The organism is Nocardia sp. NPDC004168, from assembly GCF_040610355.1.
GTDB classification, from domain to species: Bacteria; Actinomycetota; Actinomycetes; order Mycobacteriales; family Mycobacteriaceae; genus Nocardia; species Nocardia sichangensis.
On sequence record NZ_JBEXME010000005.1, the window covers coordinates 315,218 to 335,175 of the forward strand.

The 19,958-nt window shown below is 68.1% G+C and carries 13 protein-coding genes and 1 pseudogene; 9 read left to right on the forward strand and 5 right to left on the reverse strand.

From position 1 onward, the window contains the following. Window positions 1-640 precede the first annotated feature (640 nt). Window positions 641-1,525 (forward strand): universal stress protein, encoded by an 885-nt coding sequence (locus ABZW96_RS13310; protein ID WP_355074249.1) that lies wholly within the window; start codon window positions 641-643, stop codon window positions 1,523-1,525. Between the two features lie 185 nt (window positions 1,526-1,710). Here ABZW96_RS13310 and ABZW96_RS13315 read toward each other — a convergent pair whose 3' ends face one another. From ABZW96_RS13315 to ABZW96_RS13325, 3 genes and pseudogenes are all read right to left on the reverse strand, one after another. Further along, complete coding sequence (locus tag ABZW96_RS13315; protein ID WP_355074251.1) at window positions 1,711-7,167, reverse strand: carboxyl transferase domain-containing protein; 5,457 nt, start codon at window positions 7,165-7,167, stop codon at window positions 1,711-1,713. A gap of 826 nt (window positions 7,168-7,993) precedes the next feature. Then, window positions 7,994-8,485, reverse strand: coding sequence for a TetR/AcrR family transcriptional regulator C-terminal domain-containing protein (locus tag ABZW96_RS13320; RefSeq protein ID WP_355074444.1), 492 nt, complete (start codon window positions 8,483-8,485; stop codon window positions 7,994-7,996). Between the two features lie 12 nt (window positions 8,486-8,497). After that, window positions 8,498-8,728: pseudogene (locus tag ABZW96_RS13325) on the reverse strand (helix-turn-helix domain-containing protein); the annotation flags it as partial. A 333-nt stretch (window positions 8,729-9,061) separates the two neighbouring features. Between ABZW96_RS13325 and ABZW96_RS13330 the strand changes: the two are divergent. Beyond that, the gene (locus tag ABZW96_RS13330) at window positions 9,062-10,039 is read left to right on the forward strand and encodes an ADP-ribosylglycohydrolase family protein (protein WP_355074253.1); all 978 of its coding nucleotides are present in this window, start codon (window positions 9,062-9,064) and stop codon (window positions 10,037-10,039) included. 127 nt (window positions 10,040-10,166) lie between these two features. On the opposite strand, the gene ABZW96_RS13335 is transcribed toward ABZW96_RS13330, so the two are convergent. Both ABZW96_RS13335 and ABZW96_RS13340 read right to left on the reverse strand, forming a co-directional pair. Then, window positions 10,167-11,369: a phosphatidylserine decarboxylase gene (locus ABZW96_RS13335; protein WP_355074255.1), complete on the reverse strand. Its 1,203-nt coding sequence runs from the start codon at window positions 11,367-11,369 to the stop codon at window positions 10,167-10,169. Window positions 11,370-11,522: 153 nt separating this feature from the next. Continuing rightward, window positions 11,523-12,479, reverse strand: coding sequence for a LysR family transcriptional regulator (locus tag ABZW96_RS13340; RefSeq protein WP_355074257.1), 957 nt, complete (start codon window positions 12,477-12,479; stop codon window positions 11,523-11,525). A gap of 64 nt (window positions 12,480-12,543) precedes the next feature. On the opposite strand from ABZW96_RS13340, the gene ABZW96_RS13345 reads away from it, so the two are divergent. From ABZW96_RS13345 to ABZW96_RS13375, 7 genes are all read left to right on the forward strand, one after another. Beyond that, window positions 12,544-13,677 carry an XdhC/CoxI family protein gene (locus ABZW96_RS13345; RefSeq protein WP_355074259.1) on the forward strand — a complete coding sequence of 378 codons (1,134 nt, stop codon included), beginning with the start codon at window positions 12,544-12,546 and terminating at the stop codon, window positions 13,675-13,677. An 80-nt stretch (window positions 13,678-13,757) separates the two neighbouring features. Continuing rightward, on the forward strand, window positions 13,758-14,648 hold the full coding sequence (locus ABZW96_RS13350; RefSeq protein ID WP_355074261.1) for a xanthine dehydrogenase family protein subunit M: 891 nt from the start codon (window positions 13,758-13,760) through the stop codon (window positions 14,646-14,648). Window positions 14,649-14,650: 2 nt separating this feature from the next. Continuing rightward, complete coding sequence (locus ABZW96_RS13355) at window positions 14,651-15,169, forward strand: (2Fe-2S)-binding protein (RefSeq protein WP_355074262.1); 519 nt, start codon at window positions 14,651-14,653, stop codon at window positions 15,167-15,169. After that, complete coding sequence (locus ABZW96_RS13360) at window positions 15,166-17,556, forward strand: aerobic carbon-monoxide dehydrogenase large subunit (protein WP_355074263.1); 2,391 nt, start codon at window positions 15,166-15,168, stop codon at window positions 17,554-17,556. Before ABZW96_RS13355 ends, ABZW96_RS13360 begins: the two co-directional genes overlap by 4 nt. A gap of 26 nt (window positions 17,557-17,582) precedes the next feature. Further along, complete coding sequence (locus ABZW96_RS13365) at window positions 17,583-18,476, forward strand: XdhC family protein (protein ID WP_355074446.1); 894 nt, start codon at window positions 17,583-17,585, stop codon at window positions 18,474-18,476. Beyond that, window positions 18,473-19,066, forward strand: a complete 594-nt coding sequence (locus ABZW96_RS13370) for a nucleotidyltransferase family protein (protein WP_355074265.1) — start codon at window positions 18,473-18,475, stop codon at window positions 19,064-19,066. The genes ABZW96_RS13365 and ABZW96_RS13370 overlap by 4 nt, the downstream gene beginning before the upstream one ends. Then, complete coding sequence (locus ABZW96_RS13375; protein ID WP_355074267.1) at window positions 19,063-19,950, forward strand: MoxR family ATPase; 888 nt, start codon at window positions 19,063-19,065, stop codon at window positions 19,948-19,950. Before ABZW96_RS13370 ends, ABZW96_RS13375 begins: the two co-directional genes overlap by 4 nt. Window positions 19,951-19,958 lie beyond the last annotated feature (8 nt).

Below are 19,958 nucleotides of genomic sequence, written 5' to 3' on the forward strand. Positions count from 1 at the left end.
CGGTCGTGGTCGTGGGCTCCCGTTTCCCCGTCGTGGGCTCCGGTGTCGTCGGGGTGGTCGTCCAATCGGACCGCGTAGTCTTGGGCGGCCAGTCATCCGTGGGCGTGCTGTTCGGCCAAGCGGGTTGCGACGTGACCGGCGACGGGTTGGGCACGGTGGTAACCGGCTCCGGTGCCGCGACCGGTACCGACACCGCGCCGAGCAGTCCCGCTACGGCCGCCGCGACAAGGAATACTCGCGAATCGTTTCTCATGATCACCTCCCCCGAGACAGGCATGCTCCCGAGGATGCAGTCGAGCCTTCGCTCTCCTCGACCTGCCGACGCGAGTAGCCGACTACCCGTTTCCCGTAGTCGCGCCCGTACCCGTCTGCCTCGGCACCGCCCTTGATTCGGCGAGGCCAGCGGATGTATCACCAGTCGAGGCTCGAACGCACCATCCGTGCTCCGCGACTTCGCCGCAGAGGTCGCCGCGGGGAAGGCGGCTCCCGGCCGCGTGCAAGAGCGGGACCTTGGTCCTTCGCCGCTGGCTACCGGTTGCTCTACTGCCGCCTCGCCGAGGAGACGGACACTCGCAGGTACGCCGCCACGATCTCGACCCGGCCCGACAACGGCCCCCGCATGCGAACCGGAGGAGAACCCATGTTCACTTCGAGCAAGGCTCCGATCCTCGCGGGTGTCGACGGTTCCGAGGTGGCGCTTGCCGCCGTGCGCTGGGCCGCCATCGACGCCGCCCACCGCCACGCACCGCTGCACCTCGTCTATCTGACCGGTGGCCTCGGCGACCACGGTTCCGGCGTCGAGTTCGGGCCGTCCGCCCCCGGCAGCTATCGCTGGGGCGGCCCGGACGCGTTGGAGATCGCGTACGCCACGGCCATCGCCGAATCCGCTCCGATCAATCGGATCGACGTGACCGCGGAGTTGACCAACGCCGCCCCCGTTCCGGTTCTGCGCCGCCGATCCGAGACCGCGCGGCTGCTCGTGGTCGGCGCCCATGACCTCGGCGCGTTCAGCCGCGCGATGCTGGGATCGCTGAGCACCGCGCTGGCGCGGCAGGCGGGATGCCCCGTTGCCGTCGTTCCCCGTGGCGTCGAGCACGGCGACGGGCCTGTCGTCGTCGGCGTCGACGCCTCCACGAGCAGCGCGGCAGCCGTCTCCTTGGCTTTCGACGAAGCGGCGTTTCGCGGCGCCGATCTCGTTGCGGTCCACGCGTTGTCCGGCTTCCCCGGCTCGCTCATCGAATCGCGGGAGGGTGGCGAGGGATTGCTCGACCGGAGTTTGGCAGGGTACAGCGAGGCGTATCCGGAAGTGACGGTGAGGCGTGTCGTGGTCGAGGACCACCCCGCCAGGCGACTGCTCGAGGCGGGCGAGAAAGCGCGGTCGATCGTCGTCGGCAGCCGCGGGCACGACGAATTCTCCGCGATGCCGCTCGGTTCGGTCAGTAGAGCCGTACTACACGGGGCGCAGGTGCCGGTGATAGTCACCAGACCGGCGAGCTTTGCGCGGCACCCCCGGAACCGGCGATAGACGGGCACCGCCACCGCGGTCGACGGACCGTCAACGCTACCGATTCACGGTGCACCACGAGGAGCCGTGGGGCCGTAGCCGAGCTCGCACACGAGGGCGGGCGACGACTGCCGACCGGATTGTGCCGCTATCGAGCACAACCGACCGTCCAGCCGCCGCCCGCCGAGGACGCCGCCCGCCCGCCGTCAGCCGTCCAGGCGCTCCTGGATGGCTTCGATGACGCGAAGCCGCAGTTCATCGGCGCGGATGACCGCATCGACAGAGCCGACTTCGACGGCGCGCTGGATGTTGTGGATGCGGTCGAACTCCGCGGCCACTTCACCGAGTTTCTCCGCGCGCACCGAGGAGCGCAGTTCGTCCAGTTCGGCGCTCAGAGTGGCGCGATCGGTACCGGCCGCGTTGGCGACGCGCACCTCCAGCTCCTGCACCCGCGGGTCGGCCGTGGTGCGGGTGGCGACGTCACCGGAGAACACCGCCGCCGCGGCGGGCGCGCCGCCGAGCACCGAGGCGAATGAGCCTTCCAGCGCCAGGACGGTCATGTTCGGGTTCAACGCCTTCGAGAAGACGACGAACGCGCCACCGTGATAGCGGGAGATCACGCAGAACACGATCGGACCGTCGAAGTTGACGATCGCACGGCCGATCTCGGCGCCGTACTCCAACTGCAACTTGCGCATCGACTCCGGCGACCCGTCGAAGCCCGACAGGTTCGCCAGCACCACCAGCGGACGGTTGCCGCTCGCGGCGTTGATCGCCCGCGCGGCCTTCTTCGACGACCGGGGGAACAGCGTGCCCGCGGTGTAGGTGTCCGGGCCGTCGGTGGGCGGAAAACCGTGCCGCGGCACGCCCCTGGACTCGATGCCCAGCAGGCACACCGGGATTCCGCCCAGATGCGCGTCCTGCACGACGGCGGTCTCGGCGTCGGCCATGCCCGCCCAGCGCTCCAGCACGGGGTGGTCCTGGTCGGCGACCGCGCGCATCACCGTGCGGATGTCGAACGGCTTCTTCCGGTCCGGATTCGCGGTGGCGGAGAAGATCTCGCCGACGGTGGCGAAGTCGCTGCCCGCCAGGACGTGCGGGAAATCGGAGATGTCGCGATCGATGGGATCGCTCGTCTGCGACCGCCGCGGCGCCTGCTCACCAGGGACGATGTAGGTGTGGTCGTAGTGCGCCATCAGGATGTCGCGCGCCGCGGCCAGGTTCGGCGCCCAGTACTGTGCCTGTCCGTTCGGACCCATGACCCGGTCGTAACCGCCGATGCCGAAGTTGTCCTCGGCCGACACGCCGCCGGAGAAGTCCAGCGCCTGCTTACCGGTGAGCACCATGGCCGAATCCGGCGTCATCACCAGGATGCCCTTGGTGTGCATGAGCATGGTCGCCTCGGCGTTCCAGTACGGCTGAGCTCCGACATTGATGCCCGCGACCACGATGTTGATCTCGCGGCCCGCCTGGGTGAATTCGACGATCCGCTTGAGCGCGGCCGCCACCCAGTCCATGTTCTCGGTGCCCGATTCCATCGAGATGCGAGCGCCCGCCGACAGCGCGTACCACTCCAGCGGCACCTCCAGGCGCTCGGCCAGGTCCAGTGCGGCGATCACCCGCCTGCACTCCGGTTCCGACAGCGCGCCCAATGCTTTCGTCGGGTCGCCGAGCAGCACCACCCGCGTGACGCCCTCCGGGTGTTTCGGGGTGGCCGTGGTGATGACGCCGGCGACGATCGCGGCGGTATTGCGCCCCTTCGGCCGGTCGACCGGGACCAGCGTGTGGTCGCTGTCGAGGTCGTATTCGGTGAAATCGCCGAGCAGGCCGGTCAATTCGTAGGGGTACACCGCATTGCGGCCCGCGGCGCGCAGCACCTTCTGCCGATAAGCGTCGAGCGGTTCGATCGGTTCGTCGGACGGCTCGCCGAAGGTCACCACGGTGCCGCCCGCGGCATCGAAACTGATCCGGATGGCCACCTTCGTCAACTCGCCGGTGTCCGCGTCGCGTTCCCGCGCGATGAGCACGATCTCCTCGAGTCCGGCGCCCGCGGTCGTCGGCAGCACATGCCCGCCGATCCGCTCGAGCTCGGCGCGGGTGACATCCAGCGGCGGCCAGACGTACATCACGATGCGATTGGTGTTGAGCCGCTTCGCCGACGGCCGCTGCGACTGCGCCCGGCGGATCGAGTCGAGGCAGGTGGCGATCGTGCTCTCGGCGGTCGGCAGCGCGAGCAGCCGTCCGTCGTGTTCGCGCAGCGCGGTCAGGTCCCGCACCTGGGCGAACGCGATGAGCCGGTCGTCGGCCGGATTGTCCTTCGCGACGCACCGGAACAGATAGATCTCCTCGTCGTCGGACGACGGCAGGCGCGTCAGATCGAACTTGCGCAGCCGCTCCATTTGCATCCGCTGCGCGATGTACGGATGCAGGCCGCGGATCAGTCGTTCCTCGGCCGGGCCGGTGGCCGACGGGCGGAAGGTGAAGTGGTGATGCATGACCGCGCCGTTGCTGCCCGCGACTGTCGCGGTGATCCGGTGCACCTGCTTCGGCAGCGGCTGCGCGCTGAGCACCGAGTGCAGAGCCGCGGCCATGGCGTCGAAGTCGACGGGCTGCTTCTCCCAGCTGAGGTAGATGTCGGCGTCGATCGACACCGCGTCGCCGGTCAGTTCGGCCAGCCCGCGCACCGCAGCACCGAGCGCGTCGAAGCGCACCGCGGCGGACACCAGGCTCGCACCGTCGCGGTCGGCGATCAGGTAGCGGCATCCGTCGACGTCGTGGGTGCGGACGCCGGTGAGCCCCTTGTTGCCGTAGTACCGGCGGGTCAGCACCTCGAGCATCGCCGTGTTGTCGTCGCTGCCGCGCACCAGCCGCTGGCCCAGCAACCGCACCAGCGGTTCGGTGCTGCGGACCATGTCGGAGATACGCTCCGCGCGATCGGACGCGTCGGGATGGGTGTCCAGGTACCGCAGGGACCGGCGGACATTGGTGTACACGCGGGCGCGATTACGCCGCAGCAACGGCTGGCCGTACCAGCCGAACACCAGACCGCGAGCAAGATCGGCGACTACGGGGAAATGCACCTGGGTCGCGGCGACCAGCCGTTCCAGTGCCAGACCGACCGGTTCGCGCAGGGCTCGATCGGGCATCCGCTCGCCCAGCCACTCCCGCAGCAGTGCCGTCACGACCGCGACGGTGTCGGTGCGTTGCTGGGCGAGGAAGATCCGGAAGACCGCGGCCTCGAGCTCGGGGGAACGTTCCAAATCGGACACGCCGTAGTGGCCGAGCGCCCGCGCGAGCTTGCTCTTGAACGATTCCGGCAGTCCGGCCCGTTCGACGTCCAGGCTCTGCAGGTAGGTGTGGAAGTACTCGCGGGCACTGTGGACATGCCCTTGGGCGTCCTCACCCGACGGCCGGTTGTGGCTCAACTCGGCGAGGTCGGTGAACACGTCGATGAGCTCGAGTTCCTCCGCCAGCGGCCTGCGGTCGTCCGCGACGGCGATACGGCGGGCATCGAGGTAATCCGTCAGCACCCGGCGGTCGTCGTGCGGATCGACGTCGAAACCGAGCAGCAGGCCGCGCAGGTCCTGCGATCGTCGGACGATCCGCTCGTGCGGATGAGCCTGCGCATCCCCGGCGGGCAGGTCCAGTTCAACCGACCCGACGGCCGCGGTCTCCTCGACCGCGTCGTCCACCAGGCGCTCCAGCCGCAGCAGCGGCGCCCCGGTCTCCACCTGGGTACCGACCGAGACGGCGCATTCCTTCAGCCGCGCCTTGAACGGTGCGCGCAGCACCGTCTCCATCTTCATGCTCTCCAGCACCAGCAGCGGCGCGTTGGCCTCGACCTCGTCGCCGACCTGCAACGGCGTGGCGACCACGAGCGCGGGTGCGGGTGAGCGGACGACGCCGCCCTCGTCCCGGCTCACCCGATGGGTCACACCATCGACGTCGACCACGTGGATCGGCCCGTGCGTGCCCGCGGTGACGCGGAAGGCGGTGCCGTTGACCACGATCTGGCCGGAATGCCGGTCATAGCGGACCAGGTCGACATCGGCGGTGCGGATGTCCTCGCCCGCCTCGATGCCGATGCGGAACCGATGCGCGCCGGTACGGGCCACGCGCACCCGATAGCCGACTCCGCGCAATTTGAGGTCGAGCGGTCGGCCCGCGTGGTGCTGCACCAGGGGACGACCGCCCGCGGCGGTGGACAGCAGGCGGTCCCGCTCGGCCCGTTCCTCTTCCTCGTAGGCATCGATGGCGGCGGCCGCGAGCGCGACGGCGGAGTTGCGGTGCGAAACGAGGCGACCCTGTCCGCGCACCCGGTCGATCCAGCCGGTGTCGGCGCTCGCGTCGATCACCTCGGGCTGGTCCAGCAGTTCGAGGACGAAACTCTTGTTCGTAGCGCCGCCCTCGATGATCACCCGGGTCTGCCCGACGGCCCGGCGCAACCTACCCAGCGCCTCGGACCGGTCGCGGCCGTAAGCGATGATCTTGGCGATCATCGAATCGAAATCGGCGGGGATGACATCGCCTTCACTGACACCGGTGTCGACCCGAATACCCGGCCCCGCGGGCAGGTCCAAGCGGGCGATCCGGCCCGGCGCGGGAGCGAAGTCGCGGTCGGGGTCCTCGGCGTTGAGCCGCGCTTCGATGGCGTGCCCACGCTCGGCGGGCGGCTCGCCCTCGAGCCGTTCACCCGAAGCCACCGCCAGTTGCGCGCGAACCAGGTCGAAACCGGTGGTCTGCTCGGTGATCGGGTGTTCGACCTGCAGACGGGTGTTGACCTCGAGGAACGCGAACAGCTCGTCACCGGGGTGATAGAGGAACTCGACGGTCGCCGCGCCGCGGTAACCGACCGCGACCGCCAGGCGCTCGGCCGAGGCCTTGAGTTCGGCGACCTGCTCGGGCCGCAGCACAGGTGACGCGGACTCCTCGATGACCTTCTGGTTGCGCCGCTGCACCGAGCAGTCGCGCACACCCAGCGCCCAAGCGGTGCCCTGACCGTCCGCGATCACCTGAACCTCGACATGGCGAGCGCCGGTGACGAGCCGTTCGAGGAACACCACACCACTGCCGAACGCGCGGGCGGCCTCCTGCCGGGTGCGTTCGTAGGCGTCGACCAACTCGGCCTCGTCGGTGACAACGCGAATACCGCGCCCGCCGCCGCCCGCGGTCGCTTTCAGCATGAGCGGGTAGCCGATGTCGGCGGCGGAGGCGAGCGCGTCGTCGACGGTCTCGACCGGGCCGCGGCTCCACGGCGCGACCGGTACACCGACCTCTTCGGCGATGAGCTTCGCGCCGATCTTGTCGCCGAGTTTGCGCATCGCCTCGGCATCCGGACCGATGAAGGTCACGCCGATCTGGTCGCACAACTCGGCGAACGCCGGATCTTCGGCGACGAAGCCCCAGCCGACCCACGCGGCGTCGGCCCGGGTCGCCACCAGCGCCCGTTCGAGCGCCTTCAGATCCAGGTACGGTCGCGCGGAGGCCGGCCCGAGGTCATAGGTGATATCGGCCTCGCGCACGAACGTCGCGTTGCGATCGACATCGGTGTAGAAGGCGATGGTCTCGATCGAACGTGCCGTTTCCGCGGCCAGGTCTCGGACCGCGTGGATGAGGCGCATGGCGGCCTCTCCCCGGTTCACAATGGCGATGCGGCTGAACACTCGCCGTCCTTCCTCTCCGAAGTTGTGGCCCGGTCGACGGGCAAAAGGGTGGATACCCTTTGTCGCACATCCGGTCGGTGCAATTACACCTGTCCGGTGGTTACTCGGCCGTATCGTCGCGCGGGTGCGGGGCAGGCGCGCCGGGTAGCCCGCTGCCGACTGCGACGGTCAGGGAAGCGTGGAGTGATCCGGCAGCCGTCGGTCGCAGAGATGGCGATACCTGCGACGGCCACCCCGACGCCGCATGGTAAGCATCGTTCACCACGCGAAGGTTAGAGGCAGGCCGGTGCCGCGTCAATCTTTTCGCCTCGCGTACGCTCGCGTCGTCGGATTCCGCTACGAAACCAGAAACGCGAATTACTGGTCGGTTTCGAATATTTTAGCGAGTACCGAGAGCTGTGGCGCCGCAACCTGCACGCGAACGGCGTCTCCCTTTCGCAGACGTCTCCCCTCCCACGAACGGGGAACCCGCCACTTCGCGACCCACCGGACGACCCCGTGACGAGGCACCGCGTAGTTGTCCCGGGTTCACCTCCTCACCCGGGGTACGGAGCAAATGACTCGATGCGCCCGCCGTAGCGCGTTCCGATCGCGATCTTCCCGACCTCGGCTTTACCGTAGGCATACAAAAGGCTCGGATGCCGATTCACCCCGTCGCGCTGCCACCCCGCACCCGGGAGGCCCGACGCGCCGACCCAGGTCGCAGATGCATATGAAGCGCACCGCCTTCGCCGATGCGTCGACGTCCGGACAGACCGCGAACCGGTTGAGCCGATCAGCCATGATGCGGCCGCGCCCGTCGATTCGGCCGAATCCGACGCCGCGGTCAGTTATGCACCGGGGCAGGGATGTTCGCCGAATCTCGAACCTTGCCGTAGAGAACAGCGCGCAATCCGTCCGCGAACCTCAGATCCCGATCACCGGTCATAATCGCGAGGACATCGTCGGCGCCCTCCTGCCGGGCATGATCACCGGTCGAAATTCGCGCCACCAGGGAATCCCACTCGCCCGCGTTGCTCAGTTCGAGATAGGCCTGTTCCTCGATGACGAAACCCGTGATGTAGGAACGCAATACCAAAACGATCTCGCCGACGCCGAACTGCGGCAGAACCACACCGCGGAGGAGTGTCGTCAGCGTACTGGAGACTCTGATGGTCTCCGGCGAAGGCGAGTACGAGCCCGCGACGACGCGCCCTCCCTCACGGAAACGAAGTATCGCCGCACGAATACGCCGACAGCAGATCATCGTCTGAGCGACATCGGGGTTGCCGAGGTCGATATCCGACAGGTCGACGGCCCGGAAAATGGTGTCGGCCATCGCACGCTGGAGATCCTTCCGGTCCCGTAAATGCTTGTACAACGCACCCGGCGTCACCCCCGCCGCGGCCGCCAACCGTCGCATCGTGAGCGCGTCCAGACCGTTCTCCGAGACGTAATCGTGAGCGATGTCGGCCAGACGATCCCGGGTCAACCCGCGCTTGGTCATCGCTATCGCGCCGATCCCGCGCCGCGAGCAGGCCCAAGGACGCGGCGAGTGCCTCCCCCCACGTGATCGACACATATGAGCCGTCGAGTCACCCCACGGACATCTACGAAGCGGAGGCCGTCCAGATCTCCCGCACACGAGACGGAAGTGGTTACGACCGCCGGGTGATCATTGTTCACCTCGCCGAGGCTAGGACAAGCGCTGCATTGCCGTCAACGGCTCTACGGGTGATACATATCTTGATGCGCATATCTAAGTATGAACATGCAATTGTTCCCGTGGCGCCCGACGGCAGCGAATTCACCCATCTCGCCCAGCTGGGCGTTCCGCCGTCAGCGCTCGGTTCAGGTACGGCCCAGCCTGCGCATTCGTATGTACCGCCGTTTCGGATGGCTACCATCAGACGCGATGCATGTTGAGTTGATGCTCGATTCACTCGATGGACTGTCCGTGGGAGACGCGCTGGGAGCGGAATTTCCCATCATGGGCCGGTCGATTCCGGATCTTCGGGCCGGCAATCTCCCGGCCCGGCAGTGCGGGTGGACCGACGACACCGAAATGGCCTGCACCGTGGTTGCCGAACTCATCGGTCGCGGTGGGATCGACCAGGATCGGCTCGCCGCCGCCTTCGCGCGCCGATTCGACCCGAGCCGTGACTACGGCTTCCTGGCGGTCGGTACCTTGCGCCGGATCCGCGACGGCGTGCACTGGCGGGAGGCGGCCGGAGCCGTGTACGACAACCAGGGATCCTGTGGAAACGGTGCGGCCATGCGGGTCGCTCCGCTCGGCGCCTTCTACGCCGACGATCCGGAAAAGATCGCCGCCGAAGCGGCGCGATCGGCGCAGGTGACGCATCTGCATCCGGAGGGCGTCCTCGGCGCGGTCGCGGTGGCGCTCGCGGCCGGTCAGGCCGCACATGCTCGCCTGCGCGGAAGTCGGCCCACGCCAGCGGATTTCATCACCGGCGTCCTCGACCGCCTCGACGATGGCGAGACGACCCGCCTGATTCGCCGTGCTCGAAGTCTGCTCGAGGCCTCCGCGGAGGAGGCCGCGGACGAACTCGGCAACGGATCCCGGGTCACCGCGCAGAACACGGTGCCGTTCACGATCTGGGTAGCGGCGACGCATCTCGACGACTACCCGGCCGCGATCACCACGTGTATCGCCGCGGACGGCGATATCGACACCACGAGCGCCATCGTCGGCGGAATCGTCGCCGCCCACACCGGCACCGACACGCACCCCGGCCCGCTCGGAGGAGTGCCGCGAACCTGGCTCGCCGCGCGAGAACCGTTGCCCAGCTGGTTCGACCCCACCCGCCGACCACCACGGCGCAAAGATTCCGTTTCCGGCCGCTTCCGGAAGTGGCTATCCGGCGCGTCGTGAGAACAACCAGCTGACGCCGTGGATCCCCAACACCAAGACGCCACTCCCCCGTCGTACTTCCTCCCCTACCCTGACGCCCGCCGCACCGGTCGCGGCCCAGAGCCTCGTGGTCGCAAAGCTTTTCAAGTCAGCGGTTGGTCGCCGACGCGAAGTGCGCTGCGGGTGATCCGACGAGCCGGTAGTCGTCGTCGGTGTTCACGTGCAGATCGAGCTTGTTCTGGAAGAGGAGGATGATGTCGGAGCCGCCGAACTGGAAGTAGCCGAACTGCTGGCCCTTCTCCATCTGCCTGTTCTCGACCGCGGTGAGCACGACCGAACCCACGTGGGACATGCCGACGCAAACGACCGCGACGATGCCGATGTCACCGGCCGGTGCGACGGAGGTGTCGATGGTGACGACACCGCGGGTTTGAGAGAACTGATAGCCCGTCTGGGCGTCGTCTCGGCAGACCAGGTGGTGATCGTCGATCTCGACCTTCAGAAAAACCTTGCCGTTGATCAGGTAGGACTCCGCGACCAGGCCCGAGACCGGTAGATGGAAGCGGTGGTAGGCGCAGGCCGGCAAGTTGTAGTGGACGAACGTTCCCCCTGCGAAACTCTCGGCGTAGCGACTGCCCGCCAGGAGTCGTGTGATGTTGCCGTACCTGTGGGTGCCTTTGATGGGGACGGCCGGAATGTTCGATCCGGCGTCGATGGCGTACTGATGCTGGAAGATGCAGTCCGCCGGCGAGGTGATCACCCGGTTGTCGCCCGGGTCGGAAATCGGACGCAGACCGCCGTTGAGCTCGCGGGCGATGAATTGGTTGAACGTCAACCAGCCGCTGGGCATGTTGGGGATGCCGTCGACGAACGACTCCCCGACGCGATACTCCGGGGCGTTGTCGATGAAGCTGTTCAGGATTTCGGGGCCGAAGGACCGGGTGGTGTCGAGGAAGCCGCCCCACTCGCGCGCGAACTCGGTAACCCAATCCCGGAAGGCCGCCGAAGACTCGGCGATCGCCGTCTGGTCATCGCCCACGTGCTGGTCGACGAGCCAGAAGAAGTGGCACATCCGATCGGTGACCTCACCTGCGTAACCCCGCTCCGGCGCGGGTGCGGTCCAGACGGGCGCATCGGATTCCACGGGCACCCAGCGAAGGAAACGCTCCAGGTAGGCCTCGTACTGCTCGAGATTCTGCGGCCAATCCAGCGCCGCGAAAAGCGCGGGGTCCAGTTGCGGCTGCGCGGATGCGCGGGCCTGAACCAACGAGTGCTCGAGCCGGGCGGCAAGGCCGTCCTCCGCGCCGAGGGCCCGCCGCAAATGCTGGATGATCCTGTCCGGCTCGCTCACATCAGCCTCCTGCCGGCCGTGTAAACCCAACTCTACGTCGCGGCCCGCGGCGGCCAGATGTTCCGCATCGCCGACAACATCGACTCCGCCATCGAGGCCGTCGTGCCGACTCGAGGCGAAGCATCCCGTCAACGGTGCGCAGCAGTCGCGGTTTCAACTCCACAGGGTCACATGCACTTTCGGGCGAAACCGCGTGACGCCCACGCCGGACCCACGGATCATCGCCTGGATGCATCGCGGGGTGGTGATGAACCGCAGCAGTTCCGACACCGCGGGCTGGCGGGAATCGGGCGGCAACGTGGTGGCGCACCACTCGTCGGATACCTGGAGCCCTGGTCCCTTGACGTGGATCAACCGACCGGCCGCGAGATCGGCGGCCACGGCGAAACCGATCGTCGGGGTGATGCCTCCGACCCGGCGGACCTCTTCCAGAGCGGCGGCGTCGCTCTGGAAGATCCGCTGATGGGATTCGGGTACCGCCAACTCGCGCAGCATCGTCGCGATGTGCCCGTCCACACTGCCCGCGCTGGGACCCAGCATCCACGGCTGCTCCCGCAGCAGCGCCGGAGGTGCGGCGGCGCCCGCCAGGGGGCTGTCGGGGCGCGCGACCGAGATGATCTGATACTTCAGGAACGGCCGGGCGGCGATGGCCGTGTCGGCGTTCTCCGGCCCGGGCCCGAGCGCGATGTCCACCGCACGGGTCTCGATCAGACCCCGGAACCGGCTGGTGGGGTGCACGCTCAGCTCGACCGCCAGATCCTTCGCCCGCGCCGCGAACAAGTCGATGAGGCCCGGCGCGGCATGTTCGGCGAACGCGCTCGATGCCGCGATGCGCAGCAGCCGTCGGCCATGGGCGGCTTCGCTCACCTCGATCGCGGTCTGCCGTTGCAGTCCGAGGATCTCGATGGCCCGGCTGGCCAAGCGCAATCCGCCGGGCGTGAAGGCCAGCCCCGCGGCGGCGCGGGTGAACAACGGGTCGTCGAGCTCTTTGCGCAGCTGGGCGATGTGCAACGAGACACCGGCGTCGGACATCCCCAGCTCTCTGGCCGCCGCATGGACGGAGCCGAGCCGCACCACGGTCGAGTAGGCCCGAAGCTGGGCGGGCGTCACGATCCGAGTCTAGTTTGGAGGTGGACGCGGTGCCTACCGCCGTATCGCGCCCGGAGGACGCATCATGCAGGACGTGCTCACGGATCTGATGGCAACGTGGAACGCCGGGGGCACGGCTGGGGTCGCGACGGTCGTACGCACCTTCCGCTCGGCGCCGCGGCCGCCAGGCGCCGCCATGGTCGTCGCCCCGGACGGTACGGTCGGCGGTTCGGTCTCCGGCGGCTGCGTCGAAGGCGCGGTCTACGAACTCGCCACCGATGTCGTGCGCACCGGTCTTCCGGTGCTGCAGCGGTTCGGGTTCTCCGATGACGACGCGTTCGCCGTCGGCCTCACCTGCGGCGGCATCATCGACATCTTCGTCGAACCCATCTCCCGGAAGACGTTTCCGGAACTCGGCGAGGTGGCCGCGGACATCGCCGAGCACCGGCCGGTCGCGATCGCGACCGTCATCGAGCACCCGGACCCCGGCCGGATCGGGCGGCGGCTGCTGATCCGGCCGAGTGACGCGCGCGGCACGCTGGGGTCGGCGCGCACCGACGACGCGGTGATCGATGACGCGGCCGGGTTGCTCGCGGCGGGCCGCAGCGAGGTGCTGTCCTATGGCCCGGACGGGCAGCGTCGCGGCGAGGGCATGGCGGTTTTCGTCGCCAGTCATGCCAGGCAGCCGCGGATGCTGGTGTTCGGGGCCATCGATTTCGCCGCCGCCGTGGCGCAGCAGGGATCATTTCTCGGCTACCGGGTGACCGTATGCGACGCGCGGCCGATCTTCGCCACCTCGGCCCGGTTCCCGACCGCCGACGAGGTCGTCGTCGACTGGCCGCACCGCTACCTGACCGCGCAGATCGCGGCAGGCGCGGTCGATGCGCGGACCGTCGTCTGCGTGCTGACCCACGATCCCAAGTTCGACGTTCCGCTGCTCGAGGTGGCCCTGCGGGCGCCGCGGATCGGTTATGTCGGCGCCATGGGGTCGCGCCGCACGCACGACCAGCGGCTGGCGCGCCTGCGGCAGGCCGGACTCACCGAGGAGCAACTCGCCCGGCTCGCCAGCCCGATCGGGCTGGATCTGGGCGGCCGGACGCCGGAGGAGACGGCGGTGTCCATCGCGGCCGAGATCATCGCGCGGCGCTGGGGTGGGCACGGCCGTTCGCTGACCGGAACCGGCGGACGGATTCACCACACGGCACCGACAGCCGATTAAGTGATTACTTAATCCGGCCTTGACCCCCAGTTCAGCGGCGCAGAAGCTGAGCTTCTCCCCATGAACGTGAGGTGGGTCACATGCAGGTGCCCGGACCATTCGAATACGAGCGCGCGACGGGCGTGGATCACGCCATCGGACTCCTGGACCGGCTCGGAGAGGAGGCGCGCATCATCGCGGGCGGGCACAGCCTGTTGCCGATGATGAAACTGCGCCTGGCCAATCCGGAATATCTCATCGACATCAACGACCTGGCTGCCGAGCTGGGCTATATAGTCACCGATCCGACCCTGGTGCGCATCGGCTCGATGGTGCGGCACCGGCATCTGCTCGAATCCGACGATCTCGCCGCGGTATGCCCGATCTTCCGTGACGCCGAGCGCGTGATCGCCGACCCGGTCGTGCGCAACCGCGGCACGATCGGCGGCTCGCTGTGCCAGGCCGATCCCGCCGAGGATCTGACCACGGTCTGCACGGTTCTCGGCGCCACCAGCCTGGTGCGCGGACCGTCCGGTGACCGGGAGATCGCGATGGACGACTTCCTGGTCGGCCCGTACGAGACCGCCATGATGCGCAATGAACTTCTGATCGAGATCAGAATTCCCGTGCGGCATCGGACCTCCAGCGCCTACAAGGAGGTGAAGCGCCGAGTCGGCGACTGGGCGATCGCGGCGGCAGGCGCGACGGTGACACTGCGCGACGGTGCGATAGCGGCCGCCCGGATCGGCCTGACCGCCGTCGAGCCCGATCCGGCGGCGCTGGCCACCGCCTCGGACCTGCTCATCGGTGAGGCGCCCACCGAAGAGATCTTCGCGGAGGTGGGCCGCCGGGCGAGCGCGGCGTGCTCACCCGCTTCCGATTCGCGTGGCAGCGCGGACTACAAGCGCCACCTCGCCTCCGAACTGACGATCCGCGCGCTGCGCACCGCGGTCGAGCGCGTACCGAACGATCCCGCGCTGAGAGGGAACTAGCCATGCAGGTAACCATGACCGTCAACGGCGAGCAGGTGAGCGCCGACGTCGAGCCGCGCACCCTGCTCGTGCACTTCCTACGAGACCAATTGCGGCTCACCGGAACCCACTGGGGATGTGACACCAGCAACTGCGGCACCTGTGTGGTGGAGGTGGACGGCGAACCGGTGAAGTCGTGCACGATGCTGGCCGTCATGGCCGGCGGGCGTTCGGTGCGCACCGTCGAGGGACTCGAGGTCGACGGCAAGCTCGATCCCGTGCAAGAAGGCTTCATGCAGTGTCACGGGCTGCAGTGCGGATTCTGCACGCCCGGGATGATGATCACGGCCCGGGCACTACTCGACCGCAACCCGGATCCCGACGAGCAGACCATCCGGGAGGCGATCTCGGGCCAGATCTGCCGCTGCACCGGATACACCACCATCGTGCGGTCGATCCAGTGGGCCGCGGCGAAGCAACGGGGCGAAGCGGCGGAGCCGGAACCCGCGCCCACCGCGGCGCCGGTAGGGAGCACATCATGACCGCCGTCGAATCCCGGCCGGAAGACCGCGTCGACAACGACCGCAGGCCGTGCGGGCACGGCAGGATGCTCCGCAAGGAGGATCCCCGGTTCATTCGCGGACGCGGCAATTTCGTCGACGACGTCCAACTGCCCGGCATGCTGCATATGGCGATCCTGCGTTCGCCGTTCGCGCACGCGCGGATCGTGAGCGTCGACGTCTCCGCGGCACAGGCGCATCCGAAGGTGAAGGCGGTCGTCACCGGCGCGGACCTCGCCGCCAAGGGACTGGCCTGGATGCCGACGCTTTCCAACGACGTGCAGGCGGTGCTGGCGACCGACAAGGTCCGGTTCCAAGGCCAGGAGGTGGCCTTCGTCGTCGCGGAGGACCGCTACGCCGCGCGTGACGCGCTGGAACTCATCGACGTGGAGTACGACATGCTCCCTCCGGTGATCGATGCCCGGACCGCGCTCTCGCCCGAGATGCCGGTGATCCGAGACGATCTCGAGGACAAGCGGGACAACCACTGCTTCGACTGGGAGACCGGTGACGCCGCCGCGACCGAGGCGGTGTTCGCCCGTGCGGACGTCGTCGTCGAGCAGGAGATCGTTTATCCGCGCGTGCATCCCGCCCCGATGGAAACCTGCGGCGCCGTCGCGGATCTCGATCCGGTGACCGGCAAGCTCACCCTGTGGTCGACGAGTCAGGCGCCGCACGCCCATCGCACGCTCTACGCGATGGTGGCCGGGCTGCCTGAGCACAAGATCCGGGTGATCGCACCCGATATCGGCGGTGGTTTCGGCAACAAGGTGCCCATCTACCCGGGATACGTCTGCGCCATCGTCGGGTCGCTGCTACTGGGCAAACCGGTCAAATGGATGGAGGATCGCAGCGAGAACCTGACCAGCACCGGGTTCGCCCGCGACTACATCATGCTCGGTGAGATCGCGGCCGACGCCGACGGCAAGATCCTGGCCATCCGGTCCACCGTGCTCGCCGATCACGGCGCGTTCAACGGCACGGCCGCCCCGTTGAAATATCCGGCCGGCTTCTTCGGTGTCTTCACCGGCAGCTACGACATCGAGGCCGCCTACTGCAAGATGACGGCGGTCTACACGAACAAGGCCCCTGGCGGCGTCGCCTACGCGTGCTCGTTCCGGATCACCGAGGCCGTCTACTTCGTCGAGCGGTTGGTGGATTGCCTCGCGCAGGAACTGAAGATGGATCCGGCGCAGCTACGGCTGCGCAATCTGCTCCGGCCCGAACAGTTCCCGTACACCAGCAAGACCGGTTGGGTTTACGACTCCGGTGACTACGAGAAGACCATGCGCTTGGCGATGGACATGATCGGATACGACGCCCTGCGAGAGGAACAGCGGGAAAAGCGCGCCCGCGGTGAGCTGATGGGCATCGGGATGGCTTTCTTCACCGAAGCCGCCGGCGCGGGACCGCGCAAGGATATGGACATCCTCGGGCTCGGGATGGCCGACGGGTGTGAGCTGCGGGTCCACCCGACCGGCAAAGCCGTTGTGCGGCTGTCGGTGCAGACCCAGGGGCAGGGACACGAGACGACGTTCGCCCAGATCGTCGCCGAGGAACTCGGGATACCGCCGGACGACATCGACGTCGTCCACGGCGACACCGATCAGACCCCGTTCGGCCTCGGCACCTACGGCAGCCGCTCGACTCCGGTCTCGGGCGCCGCTGCCGCGCTGGTGGCGCGGAAGGTGCGCGACAAGGCCCGGATCATCGCGTCCGGCATGCTCGAAGTATCCGTCGCCGATCTGGAGTGGGAGAAGGGCTTGTTCCACGTCAAAGGCGACCCGTCCGCGGCCGTCACGATCCAGCAGATCGCGATGCGAGCACACGGCGCGGGTGATCTGCCGGAGGGTATCGAGGGCGGACTCGACGCGCAGATCTGTTACAACCCGGCGAATCTCACCTACCCCTATGGCGCGTACTTCTGCGTCGTCGATGTCGACCCGGGGACGGCCGTGGTGAAGGTCCGGCGCTTCCTCGCCGTCGACGACTGCGGGACCCGGATCAATCCGATGATCATCGAGGGTCAGGTGCACGGCGGCATCACCGACGGCATCGGCATGGCGCTGATGGAGATCATCGCCTTCGACGAGGACGGCAATTGCCTCGGCGGATCCCTGATGGACTACCTCATCCCAACCGCGCTCGAAGTTCCGCATTTCGAGACCGGGTACACGGTCACTCCTTCACCGCACCACCCGATCGGCGCGAAAGGTATCGGCGAATCGGCGACCGTCGGATCACCGGCGGCAGTGGTCAACGCGGTGGTGGACGCATTGGCGCCCTATAAGGTTCGGCACGCCGACATGCCGCTGACGCCGTCGCGGGTCTGGGAAGCGATGCAGGGCCGGGCCACACCGCCCGTCTGAGCGGGGTGGGAGCGATGGGAACACCGATGAAGATGACCGAGCGTGCCCAGCAACTGGTTCGGACCCGGACTCCGTTCGTGCACGCGACCGTCGTCCGAGCGCAGCAGCCGACCTCGGCGCATGCCGGGGACGAGGCGATCCTGTTGCAGGACGGGACGATCGAAGGATTCGTCGGCGGCCAGTGCGCCCAGAACTCGGTCCGCAAGGCCGCGCTGGGCGCCCTGCAATCGAACGAGAGCGTGCTGCTGCGCGTGCTGCCCGACGGCGACCTGCAATTTCCCGAAGCCCCCGGCGCGGCTGTGGTGGTGAATCCCTGTCTGTCCGGCGGAGCGCTGGAGATATTCCTCGAGCCGCAGGTCCCGGCTCCTCTGGTGCGCATCTGCGGCGCGACACCGATCGCGGACGCACTGGCCGAGCTGTGCGCACTGGTGGGATTCGATGTGCAGCGCGGTATCGGCGGATCCGACTCGCCGGATTCGCTGACCGACACGACCGCGGTGGTGATCGCGAGCCACGGCGGCCCGGAAGCCGAGACGATCCGCGCCGCGCTCGACTCGGGTGTGGGGTATGTCGGTCTGGTGGCCAGCAAGATCCGGGGAGCGTCGATTCTGGACGAGCTCGGCTTGACCGAAGCCGAGCAGATGCGCGTGCGCACCCCGGTGGGCCTGCCGATCGGCGCCAAGACCTCGGCGGAGATCGCCGTCTCGATCGTCGCGGAAGTGATCCAGGCGATCCGCAAGGGCGGCTTGGCCATCCCGGTTCGCCTGTCGAGCGTCACGTTCGAGGCGCTCGATCCGGTGTGCGGTATGACCGTGGCGGTCGGGCCGGACACACCACATCTCACCATCGACGACGTCGACTACTGGTTCTGCGGCTCCGGCTGCCGCACTTCCTTCGCCGAGGCGAAGACGGGCTCATGACAAACGGATTCGTCACCGGGGTCGTACTCGCGGCGGGAACCTCACGGCGTCTCGGCACACCGAAACAGCTACTGCCATACCGGGATACGACACTTCTCGGCGCCACACTGGAGGTGGTTCGAGCCTGCGGTTTCGGTCAGATCATCGTCACCCTCGGCGGGGCGGCCGCAGCGGTCCGGCAGCAGGTCGATCTCACCGGTGTGGAGGTGGTCGTGGCCGACGACTTCGGTTCGGGCTGTTCCTCGTCGTTGCGTTCGGCCCTGGGCTCGGTACATCCCCTGGCCACCGGAATCGTGCTGATGCTCGGTGATCAACCGGGTCTGTCGGCCGCGACCGTCGAACGACTGATCGCCGACGCGACGACCGCGGCGATCACAGTCTGCGGCTACCGCGACGGCGTCGGGCATCCGTTCTGGTTGCCCCGCGGCCTGTTCGGCGCGTTGGCCCGATTGCACGGCGACAAGGCGGTCTGGAAGATCATCGAGTCGGGCCGCGTCCCGGTGTCCCGGCTCGACGTCGACGCAGCGGTGCCCTTGGATGTGGACACCTGGGCCGATTACGAGCGCCTGCGCGCCTCGACCTCGCCATGATGTCGCCGTTCGCCGATATCGAGGACGTGGTCCGGCGATTCGACGCCGACGACTACCTGCTCGACACCGGTACCGCCGCCGCCTTCTATCTGGCCACCACGTTGGGTCGGCCCCTACTGCTGGAAGGCGAGCCGGGAGTCGGCAAGACGACCGCGGCGAAGACCCTTGCCACCGCGCTCGCCGCTCCGCTGATCCGCCTGCAGTGCTACGAGGGCCTCACCGTGAACGAAGCGCTGTACGACTGGAATTACCAGCGTCAGCTGCTCAGCATTCGGCTCGCCGAGGCGCGCGGCGCCGATCTCACCGAAGCCGACTTGTTCACCGAGGCATTCCTGGTCGACCGTCCGATTCTGCGCTGTGTCCGTTATCGCGGTCCGACGCCTCCCGTGCTGCTGGTCGACGAAATCGACCGCGCCGACGACGAATTCGAGGCGTTGCTGCTGGAATTCCTCGGTGAGGCCGCGGTGACCGTGCCGGAACTCGGCACCTTCACCGCCGAGCGGCCGCCGCTCGCGGTGCTGACCTCGAACCGCAGTCGCGACCTGCACGACGCGCTGCGGCGGCGCTGCCTCTACCACTGGATCGACTACCCCGAACCGTCCCGCGCGGTGGCGATCGTGCGACGCACCGTGCCCGGGGCGACCGATGCGCTGATCGAGCATGCCACCCTGTTCGTCGCGCACGCTCGCGGTCTCGATCTCGACAAGCCGCCCGGCGTCGCCGAGACCATCGACTGGATCGCCGCGTTGGCGACGCTCGATGTCGCCGATCTCGTCGCGCCGGAGGCGGTCGCAGCACTCAGCGCGCTGGCGAAGACGCCCGACGACCGCGCGACCGTGCGGGAGGCGTTCGACGAATACACGCGAGACCTGGCTACCGGATGAGAGGGATG

Coding starts and splice junctions, on each gene's coding strand:
- ABZW96_RS13310 (WP_355074249.1), top strand. CDS start 641: ATGTTCACTTCGAGCAAGGCTCCGATCCTCGCGGGTGTCGACGGTTCC.
- ABZW96_RS13320 (WP_355074444.1), bottom strand. CDS start 8,485: ATGGCCGACACCATTTTCCGGGCCGTCGACCTGTCGGATATCGACCTC.
- ABZW96_RS13330 (WP_355074253.1), top strand. CDS start 9,062: ATGCATGTTGAGTTGATGCTCGATTCACTCGATGGACTGTCCGTGGGA.
- ABZW96_RS13345 (WP_355074259.1), top strand. CDS start 12,544: ATGCAGGACGTGCTCACGGATCTGATGGCAACGTGGAACGCCGGGGGC.
- ABZW96_RS13350 (WP_355074261.1), top strand. CDS start 13,758: ATGCAGGTGCCCGGACCATTCGAATACGAGCGCGCGACGGGCGTGGAT.
- ABZW96_RS13355 (WP_355074262.1), top strand. CDS start 14,651: ATGCAGGTAACCATGACCGTCAACGGCGAGCAGGTGAGCGCCGACGTC.
- ABZW96_RS13360 (WP_355074263.1), top strand. CDS start 15,166: ATGACCGCCGTCGAATCCCGGCCGGAAGACCGCGTCGACAACGACCGC.
- ABZW96_RS13365 (WP_355074446.1), top strand. CDS start 17,583: ATGAAGATGACCGAGCGTGCCCAGCAACTGGTTCGGACCCGGACTCCG.
- ABZW96_RS13370 (WP_355074265.1), top strand. CDS start 18,473: ATGACAAACGGATTCGTCACCGGGGTCGTACTCGCGGCGGGAACCTCA.
- ABZW96_RS13375 (WP_355074267.1), top strand. CDS start 19,063: ATGATGTCGCCGTTCGCCGATATCGAGGACGTGGTCCGGCGATTCGAC.